Source organism: Acidovorax sp. A1169 (assembly GCF_030704685.1).
Lineage (GTDB): Bacteria > Pseudomonadota > Gammaproteobacteria > Burkholderiales > Burkholderiaceae_C > Acidovorax.
In genome coordinates this window covers 1-23,880 of sequence record NZ_JAUZDX010000031.1, presented here as the reverse complement: position 1 = coordinate 23,880, position 23,880 = coordinate 1, and the positions used below count along the sequence as shown (strand labels likewise).

The window sequence follows — 23,880 nt, the reverse complement described above, 5'->3', positions numbered from 1 at the left end:
CACACCAATGCAGTCGCCGCGAGCGATGGAGATTGAACAAGCAAGGACCGATGATGGTGATGAAGATAGCAACCTGGAACGTGAATTCCCTCTCCGTGCGCCTGCCCCAGGTGCTGGCCTGGCTGGCCGCCAACCCGGTGGATGCCATCGGCCTGCAGGAGTTGAAACTCACCGACGACAAGTTCCCGCACGACGCCTTCAAGGAGGCCGGCTACGAGGCCGTGGCCTTTGGTCAGAAGACGTACAACGGCGTGGCCATCCTGAGCCGCCACCCGATGGCGGACGTGGTGCGCAACATACCCGCGCACGAGGACGCGCAGGCGCGCGTGATCATTGCCACGCTGGATACGCCCACCGGCCCGCTGCGCCTGATCAACGGCTACTTCGTCAACGGCCAGGAGCCCGGCTCGGAAAAATTCGCCTACAAGATGCGCTGGCTGCAGGCCCTGCAGGACCTGGTGCGCGCCGAGATGGCCGCCCACCCCCGGCTGGCCCTGGTGGGCGACTTCAACGTGGCGCCCGAAGACCGCGACTCCTACGACCCGGTGGGCCTGCGCGAGACCATCCACCACACGACCGAAGAGCGCAACCACTTCAAGGCGCTGCTGGAGCTGGGCCTCACGGACAGCTTCCGCATGTTCGAGCAGCCCGAGAAGATTTACTCCTGGTGGGACTACCGCATGCTGGGCTTCCAGAAGAACCGGGGGCTGCGCATCGACCATATCCTGGTGAGCGAAGCCCTGCGCGCCAGCGTGACGGCCTGCGTGGTGGACCGTGCCCCGCGCAAAAACCCGCAGCCGAGTGACCATGCGCCGGTGGTGGTGACGCTGGGGTGATTGCAAAGCACACCGCCGCCGTGGGCAGAGCCCAAGGCGGCGGTGGCAGTGAGCAACAGCGGGCTTTTCTCTCTCAAAGCATGGCCGCCGCTCTCCCTGATGCGGCCTGCCAGTGCCCTGTGTGCCTGCGCACAGGCCCCCAGGGCGTCGGGCCGGCCGTTCGATCCCTCAACCTGCAGGGTTGAAGCTGTCGCGCAAGGCCTTCACTTCGTCGTGGTTGCGCTGGGCACCATCGGCCTGGCGCTGCACCAGCGCACGCAGGTCCTGCGGCAGGTTGGCCTTCAGGGCCTTGCGGTAGCGCGCCACTGCGGCATCCTCACCACGTTCGCATTCTTCCAGCACGGCCTTGTCGTCCTGCGTGGACAGGGCCGTCTTCACGGACACCCAGCCGCGGTGCAGTGCACCTGCCACGGTGCCGCCGCTGACGGGCTCGCCGCCGCGGGCGCGGATCTCGCGCTCCAGTTCGGCACCTGCGGCTGCGCATTCACGCGAGTGGCGCTGGAAGATGCCCTTGAGCTCGCCCGCGTCGGCGTGCTCGGCACTTGCGTGAAAACCATACTCACCATCGCGGGCCGATTCCAGCAGGTCGTTCAGGGTATCGATCACATCGTCGTTGTCGATCTCGCCTGCGACTTCCAGCGGCTGGCTGTTGTAGGCACGTTCGTAGGCAGCGCGGGTGGCAGGCTGAACATCCGTCCAGGCCAGGCCATCGTTGCCATGGCGAGCGCGCCAGTCATCGGCCAGACGGGGTTCTACAGCGTCGAAGTTGCCTTCATAGCGGCCCACCGAACTCCAACCCAGCTCATAGGCGGGGCGGTACTGGTCGTAGCTGCGACCACCCACGTAGTAGGGCTCGCGGTGGTAGTTTTCACGCCAGTAGGCGTCTTCGTTGGTGGGGTTGACGGCTTCGCCAGCGGCCTTGCCAGCCAGTCCGCCAGCCACAGCACCCGCCACACCACCGATGGCGGCGCCTACGGGGCCACCGAATGCACCGGCGGCGGCACCCGCTGCGGCACCACCGAGGGCGGCACCCACGCCCGTGCCTACGGGATGTGCGCCAGGTTCATTCGTCAGGGGGTCACGGTTTGCATCGTTGAAATCGGCCATTAGAGGTCTCCGGTTGGTTGGACAGTGAGTTCATTGTGGAAGGCCCCTCACACCCCCAGGGTCGGCATGCGGAGGGTGCGGGTGTAGGACATCGGGCCCTGCGCCAAGCCCTTGGTCACCACCTGAAACATGGGGCCCTCTGGCCCCCCGCACAAACACCGTCCGGCACGGTGAAAATACCGCATGCCACGGCCCGAAACCACCCCAACCGACCCCGCGCCCTGCCATCTGGAATCGGCCGAGCGCGGCGAGTTCATCGAACTGCTGCTGCATGCATCCGGCACCCACCTGCGGGTGCGAAATGGCTCCATCGGCAAGCCTTGCCTGGTGCTGCAAACCTCGTTCAAGACACCCGAGAGAGCTTTGGCCAGCCACCAGCGCCTGCACAAGGAATGGCAGGAGCAGGGTTTCGTGCCTTGCAGCCCCTCGGCGCCCGTGGTCGACGGCAGCGTGGCCGAAGAGCTGTTCTGCGATGCGCGCACGCCGCACCCACTGCTCGATGCCTTCCTGGCCATCAACGGTGCCGACGAACTGCGCGGCCAGCCCCGGCGGCTGGCGCTGTTTCGCCAGGGACTGCGCTGGCACACGGACTTCGACCTGGAGCGCATCGCAGACTTCGGGCTGCATGCCGGCGTCATCGTGGAGGGGGATGTGGAGGTCGCTGGCGTGTTCAGCCAGCTGACCTACACCTACCCGGGGCAGACCCTGATCAGCGGGAGCATCCACGCCGCCAGCTTTGGCCACGGCGACAGCCACATGCGGGTGATGGGCGACGTGAAGGTGGACAACATCGTCTACGGCGAGTACAACGATGGAAGCTTGGTCATCGACGGCGCTGTGCATGGCCGCGCCTTCATCACCCTGGACCACGACATGTACGCCCAAGGCGGCTACCACCTGCCGATCTGCGAATGGAACATGCAGGAGAACTGGTCCGACTGCCTGGATCCCGAACTGTTCGAATACGACGATGAAGACGCGAACGAGCCGGGCAGCATGATTTCGGCAGAGGCCATACGCCGCTTCATGCGCGAAGGGCGCAACCCCTTTCGCCCCGGCGCACGACCGGTGATGCGGGAGCCGGAGCCCGAGCCCCCACCACCGCCTCCACCACCCTCGCCCTTCGCCGAGCGCGTGCGCGGGCTGGTGGATGCAGAGGATGTGGAAGGCCTCACCCGATTGATCGAGACCTGGCCCGACCACAGCGAGGAATGGGAACAGGCCCTCATCGGGCGCCTGTACGCTCCCAGCACGACGCCAGAGCAGCGGGTGCGCCTCAAGGCCTTGCAGAAGAAAAAGCCGTAGCTCAGGCCGCAGCTACCTCGGCCTGCACTCCGGCGGCCACCTGCAGCACCTCTCGGGCCTGGTCTGCCCCCAGCTCGGCACCATTGCCAGCCCAGGTGACGAACTGGTCCGGGCGCACCAGCACCAGCCGGGCGTTGTACCTGTCGTGCTCGCCAGCTCCCTGCCCTTGCACCACCACAAGGGGCAGCGATTGCTCGGCGGCCGCATCGCGGAAGGCCTGGACCTCCTGCGCACTGGCGCCGAAGGCCAGCAGCGTAAAGCCCGTGCCGAATTCCTCGTACACGTTCCTGCCCGAGGGCAGCACTGCGGGCGCCAGATGGTGCCCGGGCCGCGCGTCGAAGCGATGCGATCCCTTGGCGCTGCTGGTGCGGCCTTCGCTGCCCGAGACCACCGCTGAGCCCTCATAGTGGGGCTCGAAGGCATGCACCTCACCTACGGCGCCCTGGGCACGCGCATTCCAGGCAGTCTCGAAGGCGGCCAGATCACGTGCCGGGTCGTGGGTGTCGAGGAACTCGCGGTCCGTGTCGATGGATTTGGCGATGAAGTCGCGCATGGTGGAGGCAAACACCGGCCGGCGCTCGTCGTCGTACGAATCGAGCAGGCGCTCACCACCCCAGCCCTGCAGCACGGCAGCCAGCTTCCAGCCCAGGTTGCGCGCATCTTCGAGCCCCGAGTTCACGCCGTATCCGCCATAGGGCGGGTGGCTGTGCGCCGCATCGCCGGCGACGAAGACGCGGCCGTTGCGGTAGCTGTCGGCCAGCATGAAGCGCAGGTCCCAGAATCCGATGTGCTCGAACTCTACATCGAACGGTGCACCCACCGCTTCGTGCAGGTAGGCCGCAAAATCGAAGTTGTCCTTGGTCGTGCCTGGCGGCACGGGGGCGTGGAAGAACCAGGTGTTGCCCAGGTCCACCCGGCCAAAGAACTTCCAGTAGCCCTGGAGTTCGGGCTGCAGCACGTTGTAGTAGGACTTGCCGGGGTAGCGTTCGAGCAGTTGGTGCAGGCCGGGCGAACGGAACACCAGCAGCACCATCATGCGGTCATGGTCGGTGCGGGTCTGGGTGATGCCCGCCTGCTCACGCACGACGGAGCGTGCGCCGTCCGACCCCACGGCGTAGGCGCAGCGCAGCACGCGCTCGCCGTTGCCGCCACGCTCGGCGATGGTGACCGACACGCCAGTGCCGTCCTGCACCACGGCCTTGGCTTCCCAGCCGTAGACGGTCTGCACCGAAGGCAGCTCGGCCACGCGCGCGCGCAGCACCGCCTCCGTCGCATACTGCGGCAACCGTTCATTGCCGGTGAAGTAGTAGGGCTTGACCAGGTCGCGCTGCAGCCAGTCGTAGGTGTGGGGGCCCAGCAAGGTGCCGTGGGCCGTCAGCCCGCCGATGCCATATTCCACGGGGATGGTGCGGGCGGCACGCAGCTCCTTTTCGGCCCCCCAGAAATGGAAGTGCTCCATGGTTCGCTGGGTCAGGTTCTGTCCCTTGGGGATGGGCTGGGGCTGCAGATAGCGCTCCACGACGATGGTACGCACGCCACGCTGGCCCAGCTCGATGGCCAGCCCGATGCCCACGGGCCCACCGCCGATGATGACCACCTCGGCGTCCTGCTGCTCTGCCATGGCCTGGTCCTTGTTGCTCATTGTGTTCATTGCTTTCTGCTTCATTCAGCGGTGATGCCCTGGGCCTTGATCAGGTCAGACCAGCGCTTGGCATCGGCCGCCACGAGCTTGCCGAAGGCATCAGGCGTGCTGTGGGCGGGCGTCATGCCCTGGGTCTCGAAGGACTTGGCGACCGGGGGCTGTGCCAGCACGTCGCGCAGCTCGGTGTTCAGCCGGTCGACATAGGCGCGGGGCGTGCCGGCCGGTGCGAACACGCCGTACCACATGTCCACGTTGAGGTCGCCGAGCTTCAGGCTGTTCAGCGAAGGCACCTCGGGCAGCAGGGGATGGGGCGTGCCGGAGCTGATGGCCAGCGCCTTGAGCTTGCCCGCCTTCACATGCTGCAGCGCCACGTGGATGGGCAGGAACATGGCGTCAATCTGCCCGCCCAGCAAATCGGTCACGGCAGGCGCCGTGCCCCGGTAGCTGATGTGCGTGAGCGAAATCTTCGCCCGGTTCTTGAGCAGCTCCATGGCCAGGTGGTGCGGCGTGCCCGCGCCGGGCGATCCGTAGTTGAGCGCGCCGGGCTTGGCACGGGCGCGCTCGACCAGTTCCTTGAGCGACTGGATCTTCGCGCCTTCGCTGGCCACCAGCAGCAATTGCCCCCAGCTCGTCTGCCCCACGGGCTGCAGATCGGTCAGGGGGTTGAAGCCCTGCTTGGGGTACAGCGCCATGTTCATCACCAGCGTGTTCACGCTGACCAGCAGCGTTGCGCCATCGGCTGGCGCACGCACCGCTTCCTGCGTGCCGATGATCCCCGAGGCGCCCGCCTTGTTGTCGACGAAGAAGGGCCGCTTGAGCCGCTCGGACAGCGGCGCCGCGATCTGGCGCGCGATCAGGTCGATGCCCGTGCCGGGCGTGAACGGCACGACCAGGCGCACCGGCGTATCCGCACCACCGGCCTGCGCCCGGACCAGGGGCGCCGCCACCGTGGCCAGGGCGCCGAGCACCAGGCGCCTGCGTTGAAGGGAGGGCGGCGTCAACGGGGTGGCAAGGGTCATGGTTTTGTCTCTTTGGAAGTTGGACCACAATTACAACGACAGTCTTGATTTGAATCAAACGGAAATTTCTGATGTATTCGTCAACAAAGCTGATGAATATCAGCAGCCGCCAGCTGCACGCCTTTCTGGAAGTGACACGCCTGCAGAGCTTTGCCAAGGCGGCCGAGCAGGTGCACCTGTCCCCCTCGGGCATGAGCATGCTGGTCAAGGAGCTGGAGGAACAAATGGGTGCGCGCCTTTTCAACCGCACGACGCGCTCGCTCACGCTCACCGATGCCGGCCGGCGGCTGCAGCCGGTGGCCGAGCGCATCGTCGGCGAGCTGCGCACGCTGGGTGCCGTGCTCGACGGCAGCGAGTCCGCTGTGCGCTCACGCCTGCTGGTGGCGGCCACGCCCATGATCTCGGCCAGCCTGCTGCCCGACGTGGTGCGCGGCTTTGCCGAGACCCATCCCCAGGTGCAGGTGCATCTGGCCGATGTCGAGGTGGGTACCGTGCGCCAGGAGGTGCTGGAGGGCGAGGCGGACATCGGCTTCGGCTTCTTCGTCAAGCCCGCAGTGGGCCTCTCACGCCAACCCCTGTGCAAGTTCCGGCTCATGCGCATCAGCCCACCTGGCGCGGGCAGCAGCGGTCTCGCGGAAAGCCTGCCCTGGAGCAGCCTCGCAGGCCTGCCCCTGGTGAGCCTGCCCTCAGGCAATCCGATCCAGGTGGTGATCGAAAAGCACCTATCCCGCCTGGGCCGTACGCACGAGGAACGCCCGCGCATGAACCTGCTGGGCACCATCATCGGCATGGTGCGTGCCGGCCGGGGCCACGCCATCATCCCCTCGTTCGCGATGGAGGAATGCCTGCGCCAAGGCCTCGGGGTGGCCATGCTGCGCGAGCCCGTGGCGCACCTGGATCTGTACCTGGTGTCGCGGCGCGGCACGCAGCCCAAGCCTGCAGCGCTGGCATTTGCGGCGGCGCTCAAACGCGCCGCAGCGCGTCTACCCGGCTAGCGCCGCAAGGACGCCAGCAAGGCAGCGAAAAGAATCAGCGAGCCCCCAAGCACCGTGCGCGCCTCCAGCTGCGAGGCCGACAGCAGCACCGAGGACACGCTGGCGAACACCACCTCCGACAGCATCACCACGGCCGTGGTGCCTGCCGTCAGCCGCGAGGCGCCGAACTGCAGCGCCCAGTTGCCCAGCATCAGCACGCCCGACAGCAGCAGCCCGGTGACGGCCCAGGTGGCGTTGAAGGCGGGGAATGCGTCCACCACCCCGAACTGCATGCCGACGAAGGCCGCCAGCAGCGCCATGAGCATGCAGCCACCGAACATCGCGAACATGCGCGCCTGCCCCGGCACGGCGTGCAGGCGGCGCACGGTGACGTTGACCAGAGCGAACATGAAACCGCCCATCAATGCCAGGCCATCGGCCATGGACAGGCCCTCCAGCAGGCTGGCAGGCGATGCGTCCCCGGGCAGCAGCACCAGCACCACGCCGGTAAAGGCCAGCAGCAGCCGCGCGATGGCCATGGGCGTGGGCCGCTCACCCAGGATGCGCCAGGCCAGCAGCACCGCCCAGGCGGGCATGAGGTAGAACAGCAGGATCACGCGCACCACGTCGCCCACCGTCACGGCCCAATTGAAGGCCACGTTGTTCAGGCCCGATGCCAGCGCCAGCAGCCACAACCCCGGGTGCTGGCGCACCTGCGCGAGGATGCCCGGCCGCAGGGTCAGCAGGCCCAGCAGCACCACGGCATACATCGCCGCCGTGGCCCACAGCGGGTGCAGGCCCGCCCCATGCATCAACCGGAACGGCCACCAGGCCAGGCCCCAGACGAAGGCGTTGAACAGCAGGGCGAAGACGGGCAGCGGCGATTGCATGGAGGAAAGCAGGGATCCGCCCGCGCGCACTTGCGAGCGCTGGCGTCGGTCAGGAAAAGAGGATGGCGCGAGGGCCGAAAGCCGGCGGGGAGATTGTGCCTGCCCTGGGGCACGTGCGCTGGGTGCGGGGAAAGATCAGCCGCGCCCGGCCGCCTGCAGCAGGTCCCCCGGCGTGTAGCCGAAGGAGCGGCGAAACCACCGCGTGAAGTGCGCCTGGTCGGCGAACCCGCACTCCGCAGCGACCGCAGCGGACGGCTCGCCCGCCAACAGCATCTGCCGGGCCCGATGCAGGCGCACGGCGCGCAGGTAGTCGCCTGGGGCCATGCCGACCCACGCCGTGAGCACCCGGTGGATGCGCTCGCGGCTCACCCCGCAGCGGCGTGCCAGATCTGCCACCGACAGGTCATCGCCGACCACGGCCTCCTGCACCCTTTCGATCAGGGCGCGCACCGCGGCACTGGGAGGTGCCGGTTCCACGGCCGAGGGGTCGGCAGGCAAACGGCGGCGCAGTGCCGGCACCACGCGCCGCAGCCAGGCCTGCACCTCGGCCGTGGTGGCCAGGCCGCGCGCGCTCTCGGCCAGCCGGGGCATGCGCACCACGCCACTGCGCGGAGGCGCCTGCAGCCCTTCGTGCACAAGCCAGTCGGTGGGCACGCACAGCATGCCCACCAGCACGGCCCCCCGGTACTGCGGCGCGCTCAACGCCCCCGTGTGGACCACGCCCGGCGCAACGCCGGGGGAGCCGTCTCGGGTGGAGCGGATGGGGTCATGAATCCTCGGATCAGCGGTCCCATTGTCGGCGACCCATGCTGGCACCAGCCAGCGCTGGCTTGCAGTGACCTCAACAAATATGCAACAATTAAAGTTACTTGAATTTCACGCAGCCATGTCTATTTCCTCCACCAGCGCCAACCCGAGCGCTCCGTTCGCCGATCCCCAGGCCGTGGCGTCCTATGCAGACCGCACCCGCCGCTTGGTGCCCGGCTCGGACGATCTGCAGAAAATGGCCGGCGTGCTGCTGGCGGAGCGTGCGCCGCCCCTGGCCAAGGTGCTTGTTGTCGGCGCGGGCGGGGGTGCGGAACTGGGCGTCTTCGCCGGGGCGCAGCCGCAGTGGCGCTTTGTGGGCGTGGACCCGTCAGAGCCCATGCTGCAGTTGGCGCGGAACACGCTCGGGCCGCTGGCGGCGCGAGTGGACTTCCACCATGGCTATGTGCACACCGCGCCTGCAGGCCCCTTCGATGCCGCGACCTGCCTGCTCACCCTGCATTTCGTGCCCCTGGATGAAAGGCTGGCCACCCTGCAGGCTATCCGCCGGCGCCTGCAGCCCGGCGCCCCCCTGGTGACGGCCCACCTGAGCTTTCCACAGGCATCGCAGGCCGAGCGCAGCCAGTGGCTCTCGCGCTATGCCGCCTTCGCCATCGCATCGGGTGTAGACCCTGAGGCCGCACGCCGCGCAGCCACCGCCATCGATACCACCCTGCCCCTGCTCAGCCCGGACGAGGAGGAAGCGCTGCTGGAGCAAGCTGGCTTCAGCGGTATCCGCCTGTTCTATGCGGGGCTGGCGTTTCGGGGGTGGGTGGCCTGTGCCTGAAGACAGGGACGGCCGAAATCAGCTAGCAGAATCCTGCCCGAATCCAAAGCCTTGAATCTTCGCGGGGCGGGGGAACAGTCCCGTCGGCCATGTGGGCAATGATGCGGGCGCCAGACAGCCCAAAGACCTACGACAACGCGAGACACATGCATTTGCCCAGCGCCATCTGGCGGCTCCTTTTTGCGAAGTTCCGATGGATCTGGTGGATGGCTGCCGCCACATTCATTTTTCCAGTACTGCGTCTTTCCATGCTGGAAATCCCGGAGAAAAGCGATCTGACGGCAGTGCGCGGCATCTACAAGATGCCTTTCATCAGACCCAACAGCAAAGGGTACGCGACCACTGTTGAAGCGAGTGGCGGCAATTTGAAAAAATGCAACTGCGCTGCAGGAAGCGGCGGGCCCAACTGCCTGAGCCAGAAGCACGCCGACAACCTTGACCTGATGCGTTCACTGAGGGACCAGCCCGTTATGGTGCTGATGTCGACAGCAAAAATGTACGAGCGATTCCCGCTCTGCTATGAGATTCGGACCGACCAGACCACCCTGGTTTCTTACGAACAGTCCAAGGCCAGATACTTGAAGGACAAGAACCGCGTTGGCGACTACCTGTTCCACATTTTGATGTTCCTTTTTCTCATGACCGTGTACGGCAGCACCTTCGTCGGAAACAAGAAACGGTGATGACCATGCGCGTTGGGTCCTCGACCCTGCGCATCAGCCTTTCAATCCATGCCGCTCATGCCACTCGGCCAGTGATTCGGCGGGAAACGTCTGGTAGTGCCTGTGGCCCTTGCCTTTGGGCACATCGACCCAGTTGGCCACGAATTCGAGCATGCCTTCGACCACCTCCGGTGGCTTGGGCAGGGGGGTGTCGATGGCAGAGGCGTGCGGATGGACCAACTCGGGCCAGCGCGGATCCCACAGCCACAATGCGCTGCCGCATTGCAGGCAGAACTTGCGCTCGGCCTTGGAGCGCTTGGCACGCTGGCCCTCTTCGCGCAAAACCGCATGGTAGGTACCCAGGTATTTGGCGCCCTGGACCTTGAGCGTGCGGGCATCGCCGCCCAGGTTGATGGCGTAGCCGCCCCCGCCCGCCGTCTTGCGGCAGATGGAGCAGTGGCAGTGCATGAAGGGCACGGGGCTGTCGGCTTCGAGCGAGAAGCGGACCGCGCGGCAATGGCAGGATCCTTCGAGGTGCATGGCATGTCCTCCGCTTTTGGATTAGGTCCCGCAGCCTACACAGCCTGGCAAGGGGGGACTGTAGGAGTGCCGCGCATCTCCAGACAGCCAAAAGCAAAAGGGCTTCGGAAGATGTCCCGAAGCCCCTTTGACAATGCCCTGCGGGCGGAAAGCTCAGCCCTCGTCCGGCGCGTCCAGGCCCAGTTCCTGGATCTTGCGGGTGATGGTGTTGCGGCCTATGCCCAGGCGCTGCGCGGCTTCCATGCGCCGGCCGTGGGTGGCGACCAGTGCGGTTCGGATCAGGCGCGACTCGAAGCGGCGCGTGAGCGCATCCCACACCTCGGGCTGGCCGCCGGACAGGAGCTTCTGCGCTTCGGCCTCCAGCGCCTGCTCCCAGCTCAGCACGGGGCTGGCCGACACGGCGGGGGCAGCCGTGTCGGCAGCCCAGGCAGCAGCCGGCGCGGCCGCCACGAACTGCGGCGCCGAAGGCGCCACGGCGTGCAGCCCCCCCACCATTTCGGGCGGGTGCGCAATGGCGGCCACAGGCATGGCAATCACCGGCGGTGGCGCCACGGCATGACCGTCTGCCACGGCGGCGCGCGCAGGCGCCTGGAACACCGGGGCTTCCAGCACCTCGGGCGGCAGGTCCTGCAGCGAGATCACCTGCGCCGGCGCCATCACCGTCAGCCAGTGGCAGATGTTTTCGAGCTGGCGCACATTGCCCGGAAAGGCGAACTGCTCCAGCCGCGCCAAGGCCGAGTCGGCAATGCGCTTGGGCTCCACACCGAGTTGCCGCGCGCTTTGCTGCAGGAAGTGGCGCGTGAGCATGGGCACGTCTTCATGGCGCTCGCGCAGCGCGGGCAGGCGCAGGCGGATGACGTTCAGGCGGTGGAACAAGTCCTCGCGGAAACCACCTTCCTTGACGCGCCGCTCCAGGTCCTGGTGGGTGGCTGCGATCACGCGCACATGGGCCTTCACGGCCGCATGGCCGCCCACACGGTAGAACTGGCCGTCCGACAGCACGCGCAAGAGGCGCGTCTGCAGGTCGAACGGCATGTCGCCGATTTCGTCGAGGAAGAGCGTGCCCCCCTCGGCCTGCTCGAAGCGGCCGCGCCGCTGTGTCTGGGCGCCGGTGAAGGCACCGCGCTCGTGGCCGAAAAGTTCGGATTCGAGCAGGTCCTTGGGGATGGCGGCGGTGTTGATGGCCACGAAGGGCCCCTCTGCGCAGGGCGAGTGCTTGTGCAGCGCGCGAGCCACCAGTTCCTTGCCCGAGCCCGATTCGCCGGTGATCAGCACAGTGACCTGGCTCTGGCTGAGCCGGCCAATGGCGCGGAACACGTCCTGCATGGCGGGCGCCTGGCCCAGCATCTCGGGGGTTTCGGCCTGGCGCTCTTCGGTCACTTCCTCGCGCTGGCTTTCTTCCACCGCGCGGCGGATCAGCTCCACCGCCTTGGGCAGGTCGAAGGGCTTGGGCAGGTATTCGAACGCGCCGCGCTGGAAGGCCGAGACGGCGCTGTCAAGGTCGGAATACGCCGTCATGATGATGACGGGCAGACCGGGCTGCAGTTCGCGTACTTTTTCGAGCAGTTGCAGGCCCGAGCCTCCAGGCATGCGGATGTCGCTCACCAGGACCTGGGGGCCCTGGCGGGCGGGGTCGCCTGCGGTGATGTCGGCCAGCGCGTCGAGCACTTCGCGCGGATGGGTGAAGCTGCGCGTGGGCAGGTTCTCCCGGGCCAGCGCCTTTTCCAGGACGAAGCGGATCGAGGGGTCGTCATCTACTAACCAGATCGGCTTCATATCTTTGTCTTACCTTCCCTGTGGTTGCGTGTCAGGGACCTCAGGGCAAGGGGATCAGGAATCGGAAGTCGGTGCGACCCGGTACGCTGTCGCATTCGATCAATCCGTGGTGCCGTTGTACGAAGGTTTGTGCCAACGTGAGTCCCAGCCCCGATCCGCCGTCCCGACCCGACACCAGAGGGTAAAAAATACGCTCTTTGATGGCATCGGGTACGCCCGGTCCGTTGTCGATGACATGCAATTCCAGTGCCAGCCGATAACGCTGGCGACCAAACGTTACTTGTCGGGCCACGCGGGTGCGCAGGGTGATCACCGCATCGCCTGCGGCGATGCGCTCGGCCAGTGCCTGGGCCGCGTTCTGAACCACGTTGAGCAGTGCCTGGATGAGCTGTGCCCGGTCGCCACGGAACTCGGGGATGGAGGTGTCGTAGTCGCGCTGCACACGCAGGCCTTGCGGGTACTCCACCAGCACCAGCGAGCGCACGCGCTCGCACACCTCGTGGATATTGACATCGCCCACCAGATGCGGGTGGCGGTGCGGAGCCAGCAGGCGGTCCACCAGGCTTTGCAGTCGGTCGGCCTCGTGGATGATGACCTGGGTGTACTCGGTGAGCTCGCGGCTTTCGAGCTCCATCTCCAGCAACTGGGCGGCGCCACGGATGCCGCCCAGGGGGTTCTTGATCTCGTGGGCCAGGTTGCGGATCAGCTCCTTGTTGGCCTGGGCCTGGTCGAGCAGGCGCTCCTCGCGGTCCTGGCGCGCCTGCTGCTCCAGCGGCCACAGCTCCACCAGGATCTCGCCAGCCTGCTCCGCCGCCGCCACATTGACATGCACGGGCACGGGGTCCTGGTGCAGGCGTTTCAAGCTGGCCTCGTAGCGCAGCGCTGCAAAATCCTGCACGCGGGCACCCGCGAGCGCGGTCTGCAACAGGGCCGGGTCGGTGAAGAAGGTGGAGAAATCGCCCCCTTCGAGGGTGCGGCGCGACAGGCCCAGGGTGTTTTCCAGCGCCGCATTGGCGAACTGCACGGCGCCGTCGGCACGCAGCACCGCCACCAGCGTGGACATCAGGTCCAGCGAATGGAACCGATCGGTATCGGACGGGGAAGTGTTGTCGGGGGGAGTGCTCACGCGAGGGGGTCGGCTCAGTTGGCAGGGGCCACGCGGCCCAGTTCGCGCTTGATGCCGGCGATGTCGCTCTCGCTGCGCGAGACGCTGGCCTTGAGCTCGGCAGTGCGCTCGATGTAGCGCTGCGGGTTGCGCAGATCCAGGGCGTTGCGCTCGGGCGCGCCGCCGTTGTATTCCTTGACCAGCTCGGCATGGCGCGCCTCGGCCTTGCGCAGTTCGGATTCGAGGATGGCTCGCGCATCGGAGTCGCGGGCCTTCTGGTCGTTGCTGCTCACGCGCGGGGCGTTCGGCGGCGAAGCGGCAGCACCCGGGGCGCTGCCGCCGGCCGGCGCAGCCGTGCCACCGGCGGCTGCAGCGGGACGCGCGCCCTGCACCACGGTCACGTTGCCGCCTTCGACCAGCTTGCAGCCACGCTCCTTGGCCTGGGTCGCATTGTTCGTGTACTCATTGCCACAGCGGTAGATGCGGTCCTGGGCCCAGCCGGCAACGGGGGCCAGGGCAGCAAGCAACAACAGGGTGGTAACAGTCTTCTTCATGGAAATTCCTCGCGCGAGCAGCAAATGCACAGTACAGCCAGAGAGTATCCCCGAATCAACCCGCATCGCCAATCCGGCAAGTGCTGCGGCCGTGAGGGGTTAACGGTGCGGCAAGGGCCGTCCAAAGCCGCTCCAGCCCCGGTGGCAAAGGCGAACGCTGGCGGATGAAGCTACGGCAATACACCGGTTCAGAGGCCTCCTGGCCAGTGTTGGTTCCGTGCACACCGAATCGGCAGCACCATGAAAAAAGGCGGCTTGCGCCGCCTTTTCGGGTAACCGCCGGATGGGGCTGATTACAGCGAGTAGTACATGTCGTACTCAACAGGGTGGGGAGCCATGCGGAAGCGCGTGACTTCGGTCATCTTCAGATCGATGTAGGCATCGAGCATGGAGTCGGTGAACACGCCACCCTTGGTCAGGAAGCTGCGGTCCTTGTCGAGGTATTCCAGGGCCTGGTCCAGGCTGTGGCAGACGGTAGGCACCAGCTTGTCCTCCTCGGGTGGCAGATGGTACAGATCCTTCGTGGCGGCTTCGCCGGGATGGATCTTGTTTTCCACGCCGTCCAGGCCGGCCATCATCAGGGCCGAGAAGGCCAGGTAAGGGTTGGCCGATGGATCGGGGAAGCGCGCTTCGATGCGGCGGCCCTTGGGGTTGGCAACGTAAGGAATGCGGATCGAGGCCGAGCGGTTGCGGGCCGAGTAGGCCAGCTTCACAGGGGCTTCGAAGCCGGGCACCAGGCGCTTGTACGAGTTCGTGCCAGGGTTGGTGATGGCGTTCAGGGCACGTGCGTGCTTGATGATGCCGCCGATGTAGTACAGCGCGAAGTCCGACAGGCCGGCGTAGCCGTCGCCTGCGAACAGGTTCTTGCCGTCCTTCCAGATGGACTGGTGCACGTGCATGCCCGAGCCGTTGTCGCCAGCGTAGGGCTTGGGCATGAAGGTGGCGGTCTTGCCGTAGGCGTTGGCCACGTTCCAGACCACGTACTTCAGGACCTGCGTCCAGTCGGCGCGCTCGACCAGCGTGCTGAAACGCGTGCCGATTTCGTTCTGGCCAGCGCCTGCCACTTCGTGGTGGAACACTTCGACCGGGATGCCCAGGGATTCGAGGATCAGGGACATTTCAGCGCGCATGTCCTGCGTGCTGTCGACGGGAGGCACGGGGAAGTAGCCGCCCTTGACGGTGGGACGGTGGCCGCGGTTGCCGCCTTCGAGCTTGGCGCCCGAATTCCAGGGGGCTTCGTACTCTTCGATCTCGAACATGACCTTGCCGGGTTCGTTGGACCAGCGCACGCCGTCGAAGATGAAGAATTCTGGCTCTGGGCCGAAGAAGGCCGTGTCGCCCAGGCCGGAAGCCTTGAGGTAGGCTTCAGCGCGCTTGGCGATGGAGCGTGGGTCGCGGTCGTAGGCCTTGCCGTCACCGGGTTCGATCACGTCGCACTGCAGGAACAGCGTGGTTTCTTCGAAGAACGGGTCGATGTTGGCGGTATTGGGGTCGGGCATGAGTTGCATGTCCGAGGCTTCGATGCCCTTCCAGCCAGCCACCGACGAACCGTCAAATGCGTGGCCCGACGTGAACTTGTCTTCATCGAAGTGGGACACGGGCACGGTCACGTGCTGTTCCTTGCCCCGGGTATCGGTAAAACGGAAGTCAACGAACTTGACCTCGTTTTCCTTCACGATCTTCATCACGTCTGCAACGGTCTTGGCCATCAGGTTCTCCTGGGTAAAAGCGCTTGTTGAAAAAAGAATTTGCCGAAATAAAAGCAGTTTGCGTGCCAGCGGAGTGCAATCACCGCACTATCGCGGAGCAAAGGCCCGGCCTGGGGCCTGGCGAGGACGGTTGAGTGCACATTTTTGGTGCATCACAACAACCCCCATTGCACATTACAAGTTGCGCACCATTTCAGGGCCAAGATCTGCACCAAATTCGTGCAGTCCATTTTTGAGGTCCGTCCATGCTGCGGGGAGCGCCTGTGCCGGGCCTTTGACGCCCAGTTCAATGTGCCGCCCGTATTGTGGATGATCCACGCTGGGCAAACTGAACACCCGCACCCCGGCGTGCGATTTTTCTATCTGCTCCATGAGCGGCGTGAGCGCCGCCTCCATGGCACCGAACACTACCACCGAGTGCTCGGTCTGGGGCGTGCGGTTGAAGTGCTCGGCGTACAGGGTGTCCAGCACCCACTCGATCATGGGCCAGGCCATCACCGGAAAGCCCGGCACGAAGTGCACGGCGCCGCCTTCGCTGCCAGGGCTGTCGCAGGTGAAGCCGGGAATCTTGTTGTACGGGTTGGGGATGGTGCGGGCACCCACGGGGAACATGCCCATGTTCAGCCGGTGCAGGTTGTCGTGGCGGTCGGGCTCGTAGGCGAGGCCCTGCTCGCGCGCCACGTCCTGCATGCGCTCGCGGATCAGGCGCTCGGCCTCGGGATGCAGGGCGAGCTTGGCGCCCAGGGCACGGCCCGCACATTGGCGGGTGTGGTCGTCTGGCGTGGCGCCGATGCCGCCGCACGAGAAGACCACGTCGCCCGAAGCAAAGGCGCGCTGCAGCGTGGCGGTGATACGCGCGGGGTCGTCCCCTACGTAGTCGGCATAGGACAGGGCCAGGCCGCGCGCGGCCAGCAGTTCGATGGCCCGGGGCATGTGCTTGTCGGCACGCTTGCCCGAGAGGATTTCGTCGCCGACGATGATGAGGCCGAAGGTAGGGGTCATGGGGTGCGGGGATCGGTAGGGAAGGTGCCGGGGGCCGGCAGGCTGGCCGCCGCAGGCTCTGGCGCACTGATGGTGGGCGGCGCGATGTCTTCGATGGCGGGCGCGGGCGCCAGCGTGTCCAGCGGCAGGCGCGAGGGCACGGGCATGGTGGCGCGGACATCGTCCTCGCGCAGCTCCTGCAGCGCCGCCAGGCAGAAATGCGTGAACCACAGCGACGAGAACGCGAACACCAGCATGTAGATCCAGATCGCCAGCGGCACCAGGATGGCAAAAGCGGCCACGAACAGCACGCCCGATGCCCAGACAATGCTGGGTGCGGCGCCCAGGTAGCCGGTGATGATGCCGATGCCCAGAAGGCTCGCACGGTGGCGCTGGAAAAGCCGCTTGCGCTCTTCCTTGCTCGCATGCTCGGCCAGCGCATCGAAGGCCATCACGCGGTAGGTGAGCCAGCCCCAGATCAGCGGCGGCAACACCAGCACCAGTGGGGGCACCAGCCACAGCGGCACGGACACCACCAGCGCCACCAGCGCCATCACCGTGGAGCCGACGGACCAGGCCACGCTGGCGAAGAAGGAGCCGCCCTTCTTGCGCGCGAGCTCGGGAAAGCGCCGCTCGGCGACCAGGGTCACGAGCGCCGGGGTCATGAGCACCGCCACCAGCAGCAGCGACACCACGACCAGCACCGGCGTGGCCGCCAGGATGACCATCATGGGGGCGAGCGCCGATACCACGCTGCCCAGGCCCCAGCCTTCGAGCCAGCCCCAGAAATTCTTGAGCATGGGGGAGGCATCCAGAAGTGAGTGCATGCTCTGCACCGCCACATCCCAGTAGAAGTAGCCCAGCCCGAACGCCAGCGCCGCCATCAGCAGCAATGGCAGCAGCGACAGGAGGATGACGCGGGGGCGCATGCAGTACGCCGCAGCGCGCCAGAAAGAGTCCAGCAGTAGTCCCATGCGCGTGAGCATACCGCGAGCCTCGCCGCTCTTGATGAAACCCTGCACCGCCCGGCAGTTGCGCGGGTTCCCGCTGTGACCGTCAGGCCTGTTCGGGCTGTGCGCCCGGTGCTTTGCCGGCATCCAGCCCGCGCCGCGCATAGCGCTGCGCGAGCACGCCGCAGACCATGAGCTGCATCTGGTGGAACAGCATCAGCGGCAGCACGATGGCACCGGCCACGTTGGCTGCAAACAGCACGTTGGCCATGGGCACGCCGCTGACCAGGCTCTTCTTGGAGCCGCAGAAGACGATGGTGATCTCGTCCTCCTTCGAAAAGCCCATGCGCCGCGCGCTCCAGGTGGTGAGGGTCAGCACCAGAGCCAGCAGCACCGCGCACACGGCCAGCAGGCCGGCCAGGGCCATTGGCGGCACCTGGGACCACAGGCCGTCGATGACGGCGTGGCTGAAGGCGGCATACACCACGAGCAGGATGGAGCCCTGGTCCACCACCTTCATGACGGACGCGCGCTGTTGCAAAAAGCCGCTGATCCAGGGGCGCAGCAGGTGACCGATGGCAAAAGGCAGCAGCAGTTGCACACCGATGCGGCCCATGGCGGCCAGCGGGTCGCCCATGGCCGCGTTCTGCGACATGAGCAGGCCCACGAGCAGCGGCGTGAAGGCCACACCCAGCAGCGTGGATGCCGAGGCGCTGCACACGGCCGCAGGAATGTTGCCGCGCGCCATGGAGACGAAGGCAATGGCCGACTGCACCGTGGCCGGCAGCGCACACAGGTAGAGGATGCCGGTGTACAGGTCGCGCGTGACCAGCGGCTCCAGCACTGGGCGCAGCGCCCAGCCCAGCAGCGGGAACAGCACGAAGGTGCTGGCCACCACCACCAGGTGCAGCCGCCAGTGGCCAATGCCGGCCAGGATGGCCTCACGCGAGAGCTTGGCCCCGTGGAGGAAGAACAGCAGACTCACGGCCACGGTGGTGGCCACCTCCAGCGCCTTGGCGAAGCCACCGGAGGCCGGCAACAGGCTGGCGGCGATGACCGTGGCGACGAGGTAGAGCGTGAAATTGTCGGGAAGCAGGCGGGAGCGGGCCATGGGTAAGGGGGCGTAGACGCCTCTTGAGAACGGTATGCACTGATTGGACCTGCTTTGCCACCCCAAGAGAAATGGATTGATTTGATGAATTTATAATGAATCCTCATGAATCAAGGGTGTGCCATGGCCTATTTCCCCACGCGCGGCCCACGGCGTGCGGCGTCTGCTTTGTCGCACGGCTTGCCCATGGCCCGCCATGGGCTGCGCCGCGCTTCGCGCATCCATCCCCACGCCATGGCCCGCGCGAAGGGGAAATAGGCCATGGCACACCCCAGTTTGCGCCAATTGCGTGTCTTCCAGTCCGTGGCGCTGCACAGCAGCTTCACGCGCGCGGGCGACCAGATCGGCCTGACCCAGCCCGCCGTGAGCCGCTGCGTGACCGAGCTGGAGCAGCACCTGGGCATCAAGCTGCTGGACCGCACCACGCGCGAGGTGGTGCTGACCGAAGCCGGCCGCAGCCTGGCCGTGCGCCTGGCGCGGGTGCTGGAAGACCTGGACACGATGCTGCTCGATGTGCGCGGCCTGGCCACCCAGCGCCAGGGCCGGGTGCGGGTGGCCAGCAGCCCCACCCTGTCGGCCAACCTGCTGCCCGAATGCATTGCGCGCTGTCGGCAGGAGCACCCAGGGCTGGAACTGCTGCTGCTGGACCGCATGCAACACGATGCACTGGCCAGCGTGCTCTCGGGCGAGGTGGATTTCGGCGTAGTGATCGAACCCGAGCCGGGGCGCAGCGATGAGCTGCACGCCGAAGCCATCCTCTCGGAACCCTTTTGCCTGGTCTGCCCGCCCACGCACCGGCTGGCGCGCCAGCGCAGCGTACGCTGGGCCGCCCTGGATGGCGAGCCGCTGGTGCTGCTCGACCATGCCTCGGGCAGCCGCCGGCTGATCGACGATGCGCTGCGCCAGCATGGCGTACAGGCACCGGTGGCCCAGGAGGTGGGCCATGTGACCACCATCTTCCGCATGCTGGATGCGGGCCTGGGCATCTCGGTGGTGCCCACGCTGGCCCTGCCGCCTGCGGGGCTCCAGGGCCTGGAGGTGCGAGCACTCACCCCCCGAGTGGAGCGGGCCATCGTGCTGGTGCGGCGGGCCAACCGCGCCCTGGCGCCCGTGGCCGAAGTGGCCTGGGGGCTGGTGCGCGACGTGGCAGCGAAGCGGGTCTAAGCCTTTCCGAACAAGCGCAGCACCCCACGCCATTGCTGCGACCAGAAGCCGCGCCCATAGTCCCGCGTACGCCCGTCGGGCCCGGGCTCGACCTGGTCGCGCACGCCCGTGGGGTCGTAGCGCTGCTCGAAATTGGCGGTGCGCATCAGCATGTCCCACCAGGGCAGGAGCACGCCGAAGTTGTGGCCCCCCAGCACCACGCGCGGCGCCTTCTCTCCCGCAGCCGCCGGCTTGATGGTTTCGTGCCCGATGCCAATGCTGTGGTGCAGCCGGTGGAAGCGCGGGCTCACCCACAGGCGCTCACCCAGGCGGCCGAACCACAGGCGCACATTGGCGTGCTGGAAGCTTTCGCTCAGCTGCGTGATGGCCACGATGGCAACGAACTGCCCCGGCGCCACGCCGATGAGCTGGGCCACCACCACCAGGAGGGTGTCGCGCAGCATGTCATCCAGCAGGTGATTGCGGTTGTCGCTCCACATGGTCATCTGCTGCTGCGAGTGGTGCAGTGAATGCAGCCGCCACCACCATTCGAAATGATGCTGGCCACGGTGGATCCAGTAGTCCACGAAGTCGAACACCACCAGGTACATGAGCAGGCTGACCCAGGCCACATCCGTCACCCCGGGCCAGATTCCATCGAGGTGGAAAGTGCTGATGCCCGACATGCGCAACTCGCCGAACAGCGCGTCCATCAACGGGTCGATGGCGAAGAACAGGCCCACGCGGAACAGGCCCAGCCGGTGCAGCAGGGTGTAGAGGATGTCGGTGCGGATGGTGGCGCGGTTGGTCACCGGCTCCACTGGGCGCCAGCGCTGCAGGGGCCCGATGACGGCGATGATGACCGCCAGCTGCAGCAGGCCCACCAGCAGCCAGCCGGTAGCGTCGTAGCCATCCTCCAGCAGGTTGCCCAGGCCGCCCGCGAACATCAATGGCTGCACCACGGTCTCGAAAAGCCATTGCTGCGCACCGTCGAATACCGAGCTCAACCACTCCATAACGTTCCCCGCTCCTGTTGCTGTCGCCTCATATACCGCTGCCGCCCGGCATCACCGCACGGTCTTTGTAGCGTAGTCCGGGTGCTCGCGCAGCGTCCTGAAGCAAAACCCCCGCTCCTTCAGCCCCACGATCAGCGGCTCCAGCACGGCGGGCGCCCAGGGGTCGGTGCGCGACCAGATGCCCAGGTGCGCCAGCAGGATTTCGCCCGCACGGATATCGCGCAGCGCCTTGCGCAGCAACGCCTCGTTGCTGGCCTGCGCGGTGGACAACTCGTCGCCCAGAAAGCCGGCCGGCGACCAGCCCACGTGGGTGTAGCCGCAGGCCTTGGCCGTGGCCAGCAGTTGGGACGAGGTCTTGCCACCCGGTGCACGGAACAGCGGCAAGGGCTTTTGCCCGGTGATGGCCTGCAGCCTGTCGGCGGCCTTGGTGATCTCGGCGCAGTATTCGGCCGCCGTCATCGTGAAATCCTGCCCTGCGCGCGGGCCGGCCGAAGGGCGCACCTTGAAGGATGGCTTGGAGGCGGTGCCCAGGTCGGCGCGCCAGTAGGTGTGGTCCCAGGTGTGGGAGGCAAAGGCGTGGCCTTCGGCCGCGCGGGCCCGCCACCACGGTGCCCAGTGCTCGCCCAGGCTGCCATCGCCCTCCTTGGTGCGCTCCTGCGCGGCAAAGAAGGTCACCTGCACGTTCTGGCGCTTGAGCACCTCGGCCATCAGCGGGGCCACCTCCATGTGGCCGGTGTCCAGGGTCAGGTAGACGGGTTTCGTGCAGTGGCTGGCCTGGCCCGGGACGCTGCCCTGTGCCATCCCCGCAGGCACGCTGGCGAACAGGGCCAGCGGCAGCGACGCCTTCAGGCACCAGCGCGACAACAAGGAGGCCGCAGGATGGGGCAGCATGCCGCAGCTACCGGGGCGCGTGCTGCAGCGTCCAGACGCCGTGCGGGGACTTGCCCACTGCGACCTGGCGCACGACCTTTTTCGCCTCGGTGTCCACCACCGAGAGCTTGCGCGCCCAGCGCGAACTCACATAAATCCAGCGGCCATCGGCCGAGACTTCCATGCAGTCCGGGCCTCCGGGCACGGGGTAGCTGTCCACCACGGTCATCGTGGCCATGTCGAGCTTGCTGATCGAATTGGCCACGCGGTTGCTCACATACAGGTGCTTGCCGTCGCCGGCCGCACGGAAGGCATGGGCGCCGTTGCCGGTCTTGATCTTCTTGATGCTGCGCGGCTCGCGGCCCGAGACGTCGAAGACTTCGACGCTGTCGCCCCCGGTGAGGCCCACGAAGACATGTTTGTCGTCGGGGCTGCCGTACACGTCGGCCGGCATGGGGCCGGTCTTGAGGCGCCACTTGACCACCTGCGTGGCGATGTCGATGGCCACCAGCTCATCGCTGTCCTGCATGGACACGTAGACCGTGGTGCTGCGGCTGTCGATCCACATGTGGCTCGGGGTGCGGGCGGTGTTCACGCGCGCCACCAGCGTGGGTTCCTTGCCGTCCCAGCGGTAGAAGTCCACGTGGTTGAGCCGGTTGGCGGCAGTGATCAGCCACTTCATGTCGGGCGTGAAGCGCAGGTGGTAGGGGTCCACGATGCCGCGCACCGTGCGCTGCACCTGCGCCGTGCGCGGGTCCAGGAAGGTCAGCGTGTCACCCAGCGCATTGGCCACGATGAGCGAGCGCTCGTCGGGCGTGAGGTACAGGTGGTGCGGCTCCTTGCCAGTGGGGATGCGCGCGGTCTCCGTCCAGGTCAGTGGATCGATCACACTGACGTTGGCCTCCAGCGAGTTCAGCACAAAAATCGGCGGCACCGCTGCCAATGCAGCACTGCCCCACAGCAACACCAGGCCGGCCAGGGCGGCGCATGCGCGCACGGGGGAAAAAATCTTCACAAACAACCAAGCACTTTCAAGACAGTCCACAAGTGTAGCGCCGGGAGTAGCGCCCCTCCTGCCCGAAGGCGTAACAACTGCGCATGGAGACCGATTGGATCAAGAAGGCGCCCTCGCCTTGCGCGGCCAAAGGGCCGACAACGCCGCAATAGCCTCGAAAGCGCCGCAGCGCCTCAGGCAGGAGCCGTCGTCAGCGTCTGGAGGTCATCGGCGCTCAGCCAGCGCCATTGCCCGGGTGCCAGATCGGCCGGCAGCGGCATGCTGCCAATCTGCGAGCGGTGCAGACCCTCCACGCGGTTGCCCACGGCCGCCAGCATGCGCTTGACCTGGTGGTACTTGCCTTCGGTCAAGGTCAGGTCCAGGCGGTGCGTATCCACCACCACACAGGCGGCGGCGCGCACGGGCTTGGGGTCGTCGTCGAGCACCACGCCAGCCAGCAGCTTGCCGGCCTGGGCCTCGTCCACAGGGTGCTTGGTGGTGACCTGGTAGACCTTGGGCACATGCTTCTTGGGCGAACTCATGCGGTGGATGAACTGGCCGTCATCGCTGAGCAGCAGCATGCCCGTCGTATCCTGGTCCAACCGCCCCACGGCCTGGACGCCCTGTATGGCCGTCTTGCTCGGACGCTGGCGCAGGGGGGACGGCAACAGCGAATAGATGCTGGGATAGGTCGAGGGCTTTTGCGAGCACTCCGTGCCTGCCGGCTTGTGCAGCAGCACATAGGCCTTCTCGTGGTACGGCCAGTCCACGCCCTGCACGCGCAGCTGCAGACCGTCGGCGTCGAAATCGGCCGAGGCCTCGGTGCAGGACACGTACTCCCCCGCCAGACCGGAGGTACTCACCTGCACCCAGCCCTGCTGCACCAATCCGGCGCACACGCGCCGGGTTCCAAATCCCTGGGAGTACAGAATTTCTTGCAGCTGCATGGCGATCGAATAATGAGGAATACAGGTGTAAAGCAAGGCAGACAGACTGCGCCGGCCAGCAATGCCGCGGACATCATTCAACCACTGCAGTGCCACCAGGTTTGCCTTGCCCAAACGCAAAACCCCCCAGTCCTTGCGGGACTGAGGGGGATTGGGGC

The 23,880-nt window shown here is 66.6% G+C and carries 23 protein-coding genes; 6 read left to right on the top strand and 17 right to left on the bottom strand.

Annotated elements, in window-relative coordinates:
• The first annotated feature begins 59 nt into the window (after positions 1-59).
• Positions 60-836, top strand: a complete 777-nt coding sequence (xth, locus tag QYL93_RS29855; RefSeq protein ID WP_305747076.1) for an exodeoxyribonuclease III — start codon at positions 60-62, stop codon at positions 834-836.
• 168 nt (positions 837-1,004) lie between these two features.
• Here the strand turns inward: xth and QYL93_RS29850 are convergent, their stop codons facing one another.
• Positions 1,005-1,943: a PA2169 family four-helix-bundle protein gene (locus QYL93_RS29850; RefSeq protein WP_305747075.1), complete on the bottom strand. Its 939-nt coding sequence runs from the start codon at positions 1,941-1,943 to the stop codon at positions 1,005-1,007.
• A gap of 183 nt (positions 1,944-2,126) precedes the next feature.
• Between QYL93_RS29850 and QYL93_RS29845 the strand changes: the two genes are divergently transcribed.
• Positions 2,127-3,248 carry a hypothetical protein gene (locus tag QYL93_RS29845; protein WP_305747074.1) on the top strand — a complete coding sequence of 374 codons (1,122 nt, stop codon included), beginning with the start codon at positions 2,127-2,129 and terminating at the stop codon, positions 3,246-3,248.
• A gap of 1 nt (position 3,249) precedes the next feature.
• Here QYL93_RS29845 and QYL93_RS29840 read toward each other — a convergent pair whose 3' ends face one another.
• On the bottom strand, positions 3,250-4,899 hold the full coding sequence (locus QYL93_RS29840; RefSeq protein WP_370877076.1) for an FAD-dependent monooxygenase: 1,650 nt from the start codon (positions 4,897-4,899) through the stop codon (positions 3,250-3,252).
• 11 nt (positions 4,900-4,910) lie between these two features.
• Positions 4,911-5,909 carry a tripartite tricarboxylate transporter substrate binding protein gene (locus QYL93_RS29835; RefSeq protein WP_305747072.1) on the bottom strand — a complete coding sequence of 333 codons (999 nt, stop codon included), beginning with the start codon at positions 5,907-5,909 and terminating at the stop codon, positions 4,911-4,913.
• 92 nt (positions 5,910-6,001) lie between these two features.
• Between QYL93_RS29835 and QYL93_RS29830 the strand changes: the two genes are divergently transcribed.
• The gene (locus tag QYL93_RS29830; RefSeq protein ID WP_305747071.1) at positions 6,002-6,904 is read left to right on the top strand and encodes a LysR family transcriptional regulator; all 903 of its coding nucleotides are present in this window, start codon (positions 6,002-6,004) and stop codon (positions 6,902-6,904) included.
• Here the strand turns inward: QYL93_RS29830 and QYL93_RS29825 are convergent.
• Complete coding sequence (locus tag QYL93_RS29825; RefSeq protein ID WP_305747070.1) at positions 6,901-7,773, bottom strand: DMT family transporter; 873 nt, start codon at positions 7,771-7,773, stop codon at positions 6,901-6,903. The genes QYL93_RS29830 and QYL93_RS29825 overlap by 4 nt on opposite strands.
• Before the next feature lie 135 nt (positions 7,774-7,908).
• Positions 7,909-8,493 carry an AraC family transcriptional regulator gene (locus QYL93_RS29820; RefSeq protein ID WP_305747069.1) on the bottom strand — a complete coding sequence of 195 codons (585 nt, stop codon included), beginning with the start codon at positions 8,491-8,493 and terminating at the stop codon, positions 7,909-7,911.
• Between the two features lie 166 nt (positions 8,494-8,659).
• On the opposite strand from QYL93_RS29820, the gene QYL93_RS29815 reads away from it, so the two are divergent.
• Both QYL93_RS29815 and QYL93_RS29810 read left to right on the top strand, forming a co-directional pair.
• Positions 8,660-9,364: a class I SAM-dependent methyltransferase gene (locus tag QYL93_RS29815; RefSeq protein WP_305747068.1), complete on the top strand. Its 705-nt coding sequence runs from the start codon at positions 8,660-8,662 to the stop codon at positions 9,362-9,364.
• 146 nt (positions 9,365-9,510) lie between these two features.
• Positions 9,511-10,047, top strand: coding sequence for a hypothetical protein (locus QYL93_RS29810; protein WP_305747067.1), 537 nt, complete (start codon positions 9,511-9,513; stop codon positions 10,045-10,047).
• 33 nt (positions 10,048-10,080) lie between these two features.
• Here QYL93_RS29810 and QYL93_RS29805 read toward each other — a convergent pair whose 3' ends face one another.
• The 8 genes from QYL93_RS29805 to QYL93_RS29770 form a co-directional block, all read right to left on the bottom strand.
• Positions 10,081-10,566 (bottom strand): GFA family protein, encoded by a 486-nt coding sequence (locus QYL93_RS29805; protein ID WP_305747066.1) that lies wholly within the window; start codon positions 10,564-10,566, stop codon positions 10,081-10,083.
• A 153-nt stretch (positions 10,567-10,719) separates the two neighbouring features.
• Positions 10,720-12,342, bottom strand: coding sequence for a nitrogen regulation protein NR(I) (gene ntrC / locus QYL93_RS29800; RefSeq protein ID WP_305747065.1), 1,623 nt, complete (start codon positions 12,340-12,342; stop codon positions 10,720-10,722).
• A gap of 40 nt (positions 12,343-12,382) precedes the next feature.
• Positions 12,383-13,405 (bottom strand): nitrogen regulation protein NR(II), encoded by a 1,023-nt coding sequence (glnL, locus tag QYL93_RS29795; RefSeq protein WP_057205519.1) that lies wholly within the window; start codon positions 13,403-13,405, stop codon positions 12,383-12,385.
• A 77-nt stretch (positions 13,406-13,482) separates the two neighbouring features.
• Positions 13,483-14,001: a hypothetical protein gene (locus QYL93_RS29790; RefSeq protein WP_305747064.1), complete on the bottom strand. Its 519-nt coding sequence runs from the start codon at positions 13,999-14,001 to the stop codon at positions 13,483-13,485.
• 293 nt (positions 14,002-14,294) lie between these two features.
• Positions 14,295-15,710, bottom strand: a complete 1,416-nt coding sequence (glnA, locus tag QYL93_RS29785; protein WP_007854205.1) for a type I glutamate--ammonia ligase — start codon at positions 15,708-15,710, stop codon at positions 14,295-14,297.
• Positions 15,711-15,884: 174 nt separating this feature from the next.
• A complete protein-coding gene (locus QYL93_RS29780; protein WP_305747063.1) occupies positions 15,885-16,712 on the bottom strand; it encodes a molybdopterin-binding protein in 828 nt (275 codons plus the stop codon).
• Complete coding sequence (locus QYL93_RS29775) at positions 16,709-17,677, bottom strand: EI24 domain-containing protein (RefSeq protein ID WP_305747062.1); 969 nt, start codon at positions 17,675-17,677, stop codon at positions 16,709-16,711. Before QYL93_RS29775 ends, QYL93_RS29780 begins: the two co-directional genes overlap by 4 nt.
• A 70-nt stretch (positions 17,678-17,747) precedes the next feature.
• A complete protein-coding gene (locus tag QYL93_RS29770) occupies positions 17,748-18,752 on the bottom strand; it encodes a bile acid:sodium symporter family protein (RefSeq protein ID WP_305747061.1) in 1,005 nt (334 codons plus the stop codon).
• A gap of 261 nt (positions 18,753-19,013) precedes the next feature.
• Here QYL93_RS29770 and QYL93_RS29765 point away from each other — a divergent pair, with 261 nt between their 5' ends.
• Positions 19,014-19,916: a LysR family transcriptional regulator gene (locus QYL93_RS29765; RefSeq protein WP_305747060.1), complete on the top strand. Its 903-nt coding sequence runs from the start codon at positions 19,014-19,016 to the stop codon at positions 19,914-19,916.
• On the opposite strand, the gene QYL93_RS29760 is transcribed toward QYL93_RS29765, so the two are convergent.
• The 4 genes from QYL93_RS29760 to QYL93_RS29745 all read right to left on the bottom strand — a co-directional run bounded on the left by QYL93_RS29760 (position 19,913) and on the right by QYL93_RS29745 (position 23,722).
• A complete protein-coding gene (locus tag QYL93_RS29760) occupies positions 19,913-20,911 on the bottom strand; it encodes a sterol desaturase family protein (RefSeq protein WP_305747059.1) in 999 nt (332 codons plus the stop codon). The genes QYL93_RS29765 and QYL93_RS29760 overlap by 4 nt on opposite strands.
• Positions 20,912-20,962: 51 nt before the next feature.
• Positions 20,963-21,802, bottom strand: a complete 840-nt coding sequence (locus QYL93_RS29755) for a polysaccharide deacetylase family protein (protein ID WP_370877075.1) — start codon at positions 21,800-21,802, stop codon at positions 20,963-20,965.
• A 7-nt stretch (positions 21,803-21,809) separates the two neighbouring features.
• A complete protein-coding gene (locus QYL93_RS29750; protein ID WP_305747058.1) occupies positions 21,810-22,796 on the bottom strand; it encodes a YncE family protein in 987 nt (328 codons plus the stop codon).
• A 173-nt stretch (positions 22,797-22,969) separates the two neighbouring features.
• Positions 22,970-23,722: a 16S rRNA pseudouridine(516) synthase gene (locus QYL93_RS29745; protein ID WP_305747057.1), complete on the bottom strand. Its 753-nt coding sequence runs from the start codon at positions 23,720-23,722 to the stop codon at positions 22,970-22,972.
• Between the last annotated feature and the right edge of the window lie 158 nt (positions 23,723-23,880).